Origin of the sequence: [Erwinia] mediterraneensis (genome assembly GCF_900604315.1) — a bacterium.
Taxonomy (GTDB): Bacteria; Pseudomonadota; Gammaproteobacteria; order Enterobacterales; family Enterobacteriaceae; genus Pantoea; species Pantoea mediterraneensis_A.
In genome coordinates this window covers 1100640-1108687 of the sequence record NZ_LR026978.1, presented here as the reverse complement: position 1 = coordinate 1108687, position 8048 = coordinate 1100640, and the positions used below count along the sequence as shown (strand labels likewise).

General features: G+C 54.0%; 4 protein-coding genes, 1 tRNA gene and 3 rRNA genes. 4 read left to right on the top strand and 4 right to left on the bottom strand.

Annotated elements, in window-relative coordinates:
• Window positions 1-36: 36 nt before the first annotated feature.
• From E0E17_RS05195 to rrf (E0E17_RS05180), 4 genes are all read left to right on the top strand, one after another.
• Window positions 37-2938, top strand: a 23S ribosomal RNA gene (locus E0E17_RS05195).
• A gap of 92 nt (window positions 2939-3030) precedes the next feature.
• Window positions 3031-3146, top strand: a 5S ribosomal RNA gene (rrf, locus tag E0E17_RS05190).
• Between the two features lie 14 nt (window positions 3147-3160).
• Window positions 3161-3236: transfer RNA gene (locus tag E0E17_RS05185), tRNA-Thr, on the top strand.
• A gap of 35 nt (window positions 3237-3271) precedes the next feature.
• Window positions 3272-3387: ribosomal RNA gene (gene rrf, locus E0E17_RS05180) — 5S ribosomal RNA — on the top strand.
• 214 nt (window positions 3388-3601) lie between these two features.
• On the opposite strand, the gene E0E17_RS05175 is transcribed toward rrf (E0E17_RS05180), so the two are convergent.
• The 4 genes from E0E17_RS05175 to E0E17_RS05160 all read right to left on the bottom strand — a co-directional run bounded on the left by E0E17_RS05175 (window position 3602) and on the right by E0E17_RS05160 (window position 7759).
• Window positions 3602-4363: an amino acid ABC transporter ATP-binding protein gene (locus E0E17_RS05175; RefSeq protein WP_130832164.1), complete on the bottom strand. Its 762-nt coding sequence runs from the start codon at window positions 4361-4363 to the stop codon at window positions 3602-3604.
• 8 nt (window positions 4364-4371) lie between these two features.
• Window positions 4372-5472 carry an amino acid ABC transporter permease gene (locus E0E17_RS05170; RefSeq protein WP_130832162.1) on the bottom strand — a complete coding sequence of 367 codons (1101 nt, stop codon included), beginning with the start codon at window positions 5470-5472 and terminating at the stop codon, window positions 4372-4374.
• 15 nt (window positions 5473-5487) lie between these two features.
• On the bottom strand, window positions 5488-6666 hold the full coding sequence (locus E0E17_RS05165) for an amino acid ABC transporter permease (protein WP_130832160.1): 1179 nt from the start codon (window positions 6664-6666) through the stop codon (window positions 5488-5490).
• Window positions 6667-6733: 67 nt separating this feature from the next.
• The gene (locus E0E17_RS05160; protein ID WP_130832158.1) at window positions 6734-7759 is read right to left on the bottom strand and encodes an amino acid ABC transporter substrate-binding protein; all 1026 of its coding nucleotides are present in this window, start codon (window positions 7757-7759) and stop codon (window positions 6734-6736) included.
• Between the last annotated feature and the right edge of the window lie 289 nt (window positions 7760-8048).

Sequence of the window (8048 nt, the reverse complement as noted above, 5' to 3'; positions counted from 1 at the left end):
TACGGGTCGCGACAGCGAAACGTCTGTGGGTTGTGAGGTTAAGCGAACAAGCGTACACGGTGGATGCCCTGGCAGTCAGAGGCGATGAAGGACGTGCTAATCTGCGAAAAGCGCCGGTGAGGTGATATGAACCTTTGACCCGGCGATGTCCGAATGGGGAAACCCGGTGCACTCAGTGCATCATCGCAACATGAATACATAGTGTTGCGAGGCGAACCGGGGGAACTGAAACATCTAAGTACCCCGAGGAAAAGAAATCAACCGAGATTCCCCCAGTAGCGGCGAGCGAACGGGGAGCAGCCCAGAGCCTGAATCAGCATGTGTGTCAGTGGAAGCGTCTGGAAAGGCGCACGGTACAGGGTGACAGTCCCGTACACGAAGGCGCAGATGCTGTGAGCTCGATGAGTAGGGCGGGACACGTGATATCCTGTCTGAATACGGGGGGACCATCCTCCAAGGCTAAATACTCCTGACTGACCGATAGTGAACCAGTACCGTGAGGGAAAGGCGAAAAGAACCCCGGCGAGGGGAGTGAAACAGAACCTGAAACCGTGTACGTACAAGCAGTGGGAGCCTCTTTATGGGGTGACTGCGTACCTTTTGTATAATGGGTCAGCGACTTATATTCTGTAGCAAGGTTAACCGTATAGGGGAGCCGCAGGGAAACCGAGTCTTAACCGGGCGTTAAGTTGCAGGGTATAGACCCGAAACCCGGTGATCTAGCCATGGGCAGGTTGAAGGTTGGGTAACACTAACTGGAGGACCGAACCGACTAATGTTGAAAAATTAGCGGATGACCTGTGGCTGGGGGTGAAAGGCCAATCAAACCGGGAGATAGCTGGTTCTCCCCGAAAGCTATTTAGGTAGCGCCTCGTGAATTCATCTCCGGGGGTAGAGCACTGTTTCGGCTAGGGGGCCATCCCGGCTTACCAACCCGATGCAAACTGCGAATACCGGAGAATGTTATCACGGGAGACACACGGCGGGTGCTAACGTCCGTCGTGAAGAGGGAAACAACCCAGACCGCCAGCTAAGGTCCCAAAGTCATGGTTAAGTGGGAAACGATGTGGGAAGGCCCAGACAGCCAGGATGTTGGCTTAGAAGCAGCCATCATTTAAAGAAAGCGTAATAGCTCACTGGTCGAGTCGGCCTGCGCGGAAGATGTAACGGGGCTAAACCATGCACCGAAGCTGCGGCAGTGACACTGTGTGTTGCTGGGTAGGGGAGCGTTCTGTAAGCCGCTGAAGGTGTGCTGTGAGGCATGCTGGAGGTATCAGAAGTGCGAATGCTGACATAAGTAACGATAAAGCGGGTGAAAAGCCCGCTCGCCGGAAGACCAAGGGTTCCTGTCCAACGTTAATCGGGGCAGGGTGAGTCGACCCCTAAGGCGAGGCCGAAAGGCGTAGTCGATGGGAAACAGGTTAATATTCCTGTACTTGGTGTTACTGCGAAGGGGGGACGGAGAAGGTCAGGTTAGCCGGGCGACGGTTGTCCCGGTTTAAGCGTGTAGGCTGGTTTTCCAGGCAAATCCGGAAAATCAAGGCTGAGGCGTGATGACGAGGCACTACGGTGCTGAAGTAACTGATACCCTGCTTCCAGGAAAAGCCTCTAAGCTCCAGGTAACACGAAATCGTACCCCAAACCGACACAGGTGGTCAGGTAGAGAATACCAAGGCGCTTGAGAGAACCCGGGTGAAGGAACTAGGCAAAATGGTGCCGTAACTTCGGGAGAAGGCACGCTGGCATGTAGGTGAGGGGACTTGCTCCCGGAGCCGAAGCCAGTCGAAGATACCAGCTGGCTGCAACTGTTTATTAAAAACACAGCACTGTGCAAACACGAAAGTGGACGTATACGGTGTGACGCCTGCCCGGTGCCGGAAGGTTAATTGATGGGGTCAGCCGCAAGGCGAAGCTCCTGATCGAAGCCCCGGTAAACGGCGGCCGTAACTATAACGGTCCTAAGGTAGCGAAATTCCTTGTCGGGTAAGTTCCGACCTGCACGAATGGCGTAATGATGGCCAGGCTGTCTCCACCCGGGACTCAGTGAAATTGAACTCGCTGTGAAGATGCAGTGTACCCGCGGCAAGACGGAAAGACCCCGTGAACCTTTACTACAGCTTGACACTGAACATTGAGCCTTGATGTGCAGGATAGGTGGGAGGCTTTGAAGCGCGGACGCCAGTCTGCGTGGAGCCATCCTTGAAATACCACCCTTTAATGTTTGATGTTCTAACCTGGCGCCGTGATCCGGCGCGGGGACAGTGTCTGGTGGGTAGTTTGACTGGGGCGGTCTCCTCCCAAAGCGTAACGGAGGAGCACGAAGGTGGGCTAATCACGGTCGGACATCGTGAGGTTAGTGCAAAGGCATAAGCCCGCTTGACTGCGAGCGTGACGGCGCGAGCAGGTGCGAAAGCAGGTCTTAGTGATCCGGTGGTTCTGTATGGAAGGGCCATCGCTCAACGGATAAAAGGTACTCCGGGGATAACAGGCTGATACCGCCCAAGAGTTCATATCGACGGCGGTGTTTGGCACCTCGATGTCGGCTCATCACATCCTGGGGCTGAAGTAGGTCCCAAGGGTATGGCTGTTCGCCATTTAAAGTGGTACGCGAGCTGGGTTTAGAACGTCGTGAGACAGTTCGGTCCCTATCTGCCGTGGGCGCTGGAGAACTGAGGGGGGCTGCTCCTAGTACGAGAGGACCGGAGTGGACGCACCGCTGGTGTCCGGGTTGTCACGCCAGTGGCATTGCCCGGTAGCTAAGTGCGGAAGAGATAAGTGCTGAAAGCATCTAAGCACGAAACTTGCCCCGAGATGAGTTCTCCCTGACCCTTTAAGGGTCCTGAAGGGACGTTGAAGACGACGACGTTGATAGGCCGGATGTGTAAGTGCAGCGATGCATTGAGCTGACCGGTACTAATGACCCGTGAGGCTTAACCTTACAACGCCAGAGGCGTTTTATGAGAGACGCGATTTTCAGTTTGTTACCCGGATATGTTGTGCGGCCTGCGGGCGGCGCGACAACAGAATTTGCCTGGCGGCCAGAGCGCGGTGGTCCCACCTGAACCCATGCCGAACTCAGAAGTGAAACGCCGTAGCGCCGATGGTAGTGTGGGGTCTCCCCATGCGAGAGTAGGGAACTGCCAGGCATCCAATTTAGTGTGCTGATATGGCTCAGTTGGTAGAGCGCACCCTTGGTAAGGGTGAGGTCCCCAGTTCGACTCTGGGTATCAGCACCAGTAGTATGGCATGAGTTCGGCAAATAAAGAATTTGCCTGGCGGCCAGAGCGCGGTGGTCCCACCTGACCCCATGCCGAACTCAGAAGTGAAACGCCGTAGCGCCGATGGTAGTGTGGGGTCTCCCCATGCGAGAGTAGGGAACTGCCAGGCAACCAAACCGACAGAGCCCCGTACGCAAGTACGGGGCTTTTTCGTCTTTGTTTTCTGATACTGGCGCGCTGTATCCTCTGATTTTGTGCCTTTGCTTACTCCGGCTGCACCCGTTTCTGTCCGTATGGATCCCCTGCCAGGCTAATCACACCGCATCTGGTACAACGAGGCTAAACGGTAGCCCCGGCATCAAACCGGGGGGAGATAACAGGTATCAGTGAATAACCTGGGAGAGGAAAGCGCGCGTACGTTCTGATTTGGGATTAGCAAAAAACTCCTGAGGTGGTGCCATCTCCACAATCTCGCCGCGATCCATAAAGATCACCCGGTCCGCGACCGTACGGGCAAAACCCATTTCATGCGTCACACACAACATGGTCATGCCGTCTTCTGCCAGACCAATCATGGTATCCAGCACTTCTTTGACCATTTCTGGGTCGAGGGCAGAAGTGGGCTCATCAAACAGCATAATTTTAGGCTTCATACAGAGTGAGCGGGCGATAGCCACGCGCTGCTGCTGCCCGCCAGAAAGCTGGCCAGGAAATTTATGCGCATGCTCAGCAATACGCACCCGCTGCAGATAGTGCATTGCCAGTTCTTCCGCTGCCTTTTTTGGCATTTTCCGCACCCATGACGGTGCCAGCGTGCAGTTCTGCAGCACGGTCAGATGGGGGAACAGGTTGAAGTGCTGGAATACCATGCCGACTTCGGTTCTTACCCGTTCGATATTACGCACATCATCATTCAGCGGAATGCCATCAACGATAATCCGGCCCTGCTGATGCTCTTCCAGATGGTTAATACAGCGAATCGTCGTGGATTTGCCAGAACCGGAGGGGCCACAGAGAACAATGCGCTCACGCGCCTTCACCTGCAGATTAATGTCTTTCAGCACATGAAATTGCCCGTACCATTTGTTCACGTTTTCGAGCGTAATCATCATAGCGTCAGAAGAAGAGTGAGAAGTGTGTGTCATGTTAAGCCTCAATGCGATTTACGCCCGGTATGAAAGCGCTTTTCCAGATACTGACTGTAGCGCGACATGCTGAAACAGAAGATCCAGTAGATCAGCGCAGCGAAGACATACCCCTCGGTCGACATCCCCAGCCAGGCCGGATCAACCGTTGCCTGTTGCACGCTACTGAACAGATCAAACAGACCAATAATGATCACCAGGCTGGTATCTTTGAACAGGGCGATAATGGTATTAACCAGACCAGGAATGGTCATCTTCAGCGCCTGCGGCAAAATTACCAGGCCCTGGGTTTTCCAGTAGCCCAACGCCAGTGATTCAGCTGCTTCGTACTGCCCTTTCGGCAATGCCTGCAGGCCGCCGCGCACCACTTCAGCGACATAGGCGGACTGGAACAAAATGACGCCGACCAGCGCCCGTACCAGCTTATCGATAGTGGTGCCTTCGGCCATAAACAGCGGCAGCATAACCGAGGACATAAACAGCACGGTGATGAGCGGGACGCCACGCCAGAACTCAATAAAGATAATCGACAGAGTCCGGACTACCGGCATACGGGAACGCCGCCCCAGCGCCAGCAAAATGCCCAGCGGCAGCGCACCGGCTATACCCACAGAGGCGATAATCAGCGTCAGCGTCAGTCCGCCCCACTGCCGGGTTTCAACATGCTCAAGGCCAAACATAGAACCATAGAGCAGCAGCCAGACGACGAACGGGTAAGTAATCGCCCAGCAGGCGATATAGCGTCCCCGCCGCGGCAGCTGCCTGATAAACATCGGGATGATCGACAGCAGCCCAATAACCAGAGCAAGATTGATACGCCAGCGCTGTTCATGGGGATAAAGGCCATACATAAACTGCCCGAAGCGTTGATGGATAAAAACCCAGCAGGCGCCTTCTCTGGTGCAGTCTGCACGTGTGGTGCCCACCCAGTTTGCCTGAAACAGCAACCAGTTGAGCGCGGGCGGTATCAGTGTCCAGATGATCCACAGACAGAACAGCGTCAGTAACGCGTTGAACCAGCTGGAGAACAGATTCTTTTGTGCCCAGACGACCGCTTTGGTCAGCGGTGACCTGGGGACGGGTGACGTTTCATGAGTAGTAACAGTCATAGGGATAGAGTTCTCTTAACGTTCAACCAGCGCAATTTTGCGGTTATAGATATTCATCAACAGGGAAATTATCAGGCTGATCACCAGGTAGACGCCCATGGTAATCGCGATAGTTTCAATGGCCTGTCCGGTCTGATTCAGCACCGTTCCGGCAAACAGCGACACCATATCGGGATAACCGATAGCTGCTGCGAGCGAGGAGTTTTTAACGATATTGAGGTACTGGCTGGTCAGCGGCGGAATAATGACGCGCATGGCCTGGGGAATAATCACCTGACGGAGCGCGATCGCGTGAGGCAAGCCGAGTGAGCGAGCCGCTTCATGTTGTCCGTGGGGAACCGACTGAATACCGGCACGGATAACCTCAGCAATAAATGAAGAGGTATAAACAGAGAGCGCCAGGGTTAAGGCCGCCAGTTCAGGGATCATGACAAAGCCGCCGCGAAAGTTAAATCCGCGCAGAGTCGGTACATCCCAGTGCATAGCCGCGCCCGCGGTCAGATGGGCCACCAGCGGGAAAACTATCAGCATCGCCAGGGCGGCGGGCCAGGTACGGCGCAGCTGACCGGTTTTCAGCTGATGGTTGCGGTTATAACGAAACAGCGCAACCGTGCCCAGCACCGCAAGCACCAGGGCGATAATAAAAGGCCAGGTACCAGGGGCATATTGTGGCCAGGGGATATAAAGGCCGCGATTACTGACAAAGGCCAGATCGAAAGCGTTTAACGCCTGACGCGGACCCGGCAGATTACGCAGCACAGCAAAATACCAGAAGAAGATCTGGAGCAGCGGCGGAATATTACGAAAAATCTCGATATAAACGGTGGAGATTTTGCGCAGCAGCCAGTTATCGGAGAGACGGGCCAGGCCAATAAAAAAACCGAGAACGGAGGCAAAAATGATACAGAGTGCGGACACCAGCAGAGTATTGGTCAATCCCACCAGAAAAACGCGCGCATAGGTATCGCCTTCCGTGTAATCAATCAGGTGCTGAACGATACCGAAACCGGCGCCGCGCTCAAGGAAAGCGAAACCGGAGGTGATGCCACGGTTGGCCAGATTGATTACTGTATTATGGATAAGATAACCCACCACAGCGAGCACCGCGATGATGGCCATGATCTGGTAAAGCCAGGCGCGAACCGTAGGATTACCAAATGAAAAATCCCTTTTTACGGTTGGGCGTTGGGACATGATGGAACCTCAATGACGAAAACGCTGGTCGGACACCGCCTGATGCGGTGTCCGGTCTGGAGGGTGATTAGCGTACCGGCGGGGCGTACTGGATACCGCCATCTTTCCACAGGGCGTTCTGGCCACGGGCAATTTTCAGCGGACTGTCTTTACCGACGTTGCGATCAAAGCTTTCCTGGTAGTTACCGACCTGTTTGATGATGTTGTAAGCCCATTTGTTATCAAGCTTGAGATCTTTACCAAAGTCGCCTTCTGCGCCCAGCAGGTGAGCCATATCGGGCGTGGTGGGTTTAGCCGTCATCTCATCAACATTCTTCGAGTTGATACCCATCTCTTCGGCGTTCAGCATGGCATAGAAGGACCATTTCACCACGGTGAACCAGTCATCATCGCCACGACGTACCACTGGCCCCAGCGGCTCTTTTGAAATCACTTCAGGCAGGACGATAAACTCATCGGGTTTACCCAGCTTGATACGCAGCGCATAGAGCTGGGACTGGTCAGAAGCCAGAGTATCACAGCGGCCGCTATCCAGCGCCTTGGCGGATTCGTCAGAACGGTCGAAGGTCACCGGCGTATATTGCATTTTGTTGGCTTTAAAAAAATCCGCCACGTTCAGTTCGGTATCGGTGCCAGCCTGAATACAGACCGTTGCGCCATCCAGTTCTTTAGCGCTTTTCAGTCCCGCTTTCTGATGGGTCAGAAAGCCAATGCCGTCATAATAGTTAACGCCTGCAAACAGGAAACCCATGCCGCCATCGCGTGAAGAGGTCCAGGTCGTGTTACGAGAGAGGATATCGACTTCACCTGACTGCAGAGCCGTAAAGCGCTCTTTCGCGGTCAGCGGGGTATATTTTACTTTGGTCGCATCGCCAAAAAGGGCGGCAGCGGTTGCCCGGCAGACATCAACGTCAAGGCCGGTAAACTTACCGCTGGCATCGGCATAAGAGAAGCCCGGCAGCCCATCACTGATACCACACTGTACGAAACCTTTCTTTTTAATGGCATCCAGGGTTGTGCCGGCATGCGCCTGCTGTGCAACCGCCAGCAGAGCAGCTGCCGCGACCAGAGTAGAAAGCATCATCTTTTTCATAAAGCATCCTGTGTGACGAAATCGTGTTGTGATGTTGTGTTATGCGCTTTTGATAAGCATTTTTTCTGTCTTTGGCGTAAGCCAGCTACGACATTGCAAAAACAATGCCAGGTGCAAATCATCCTGAATAGGTTAAAAATATCTCTTAATACACTGACGTAACTAGCAATCATGCTTACTATCGCGCACCAAAAGCACGCAAGGCGAGTCGACCCGATCACAAATAGTGCAAAAACTTCTATTATCAGAAAGGGGTGTGAGCGAGCGTCCATGAAATGGCGTGTAAGCG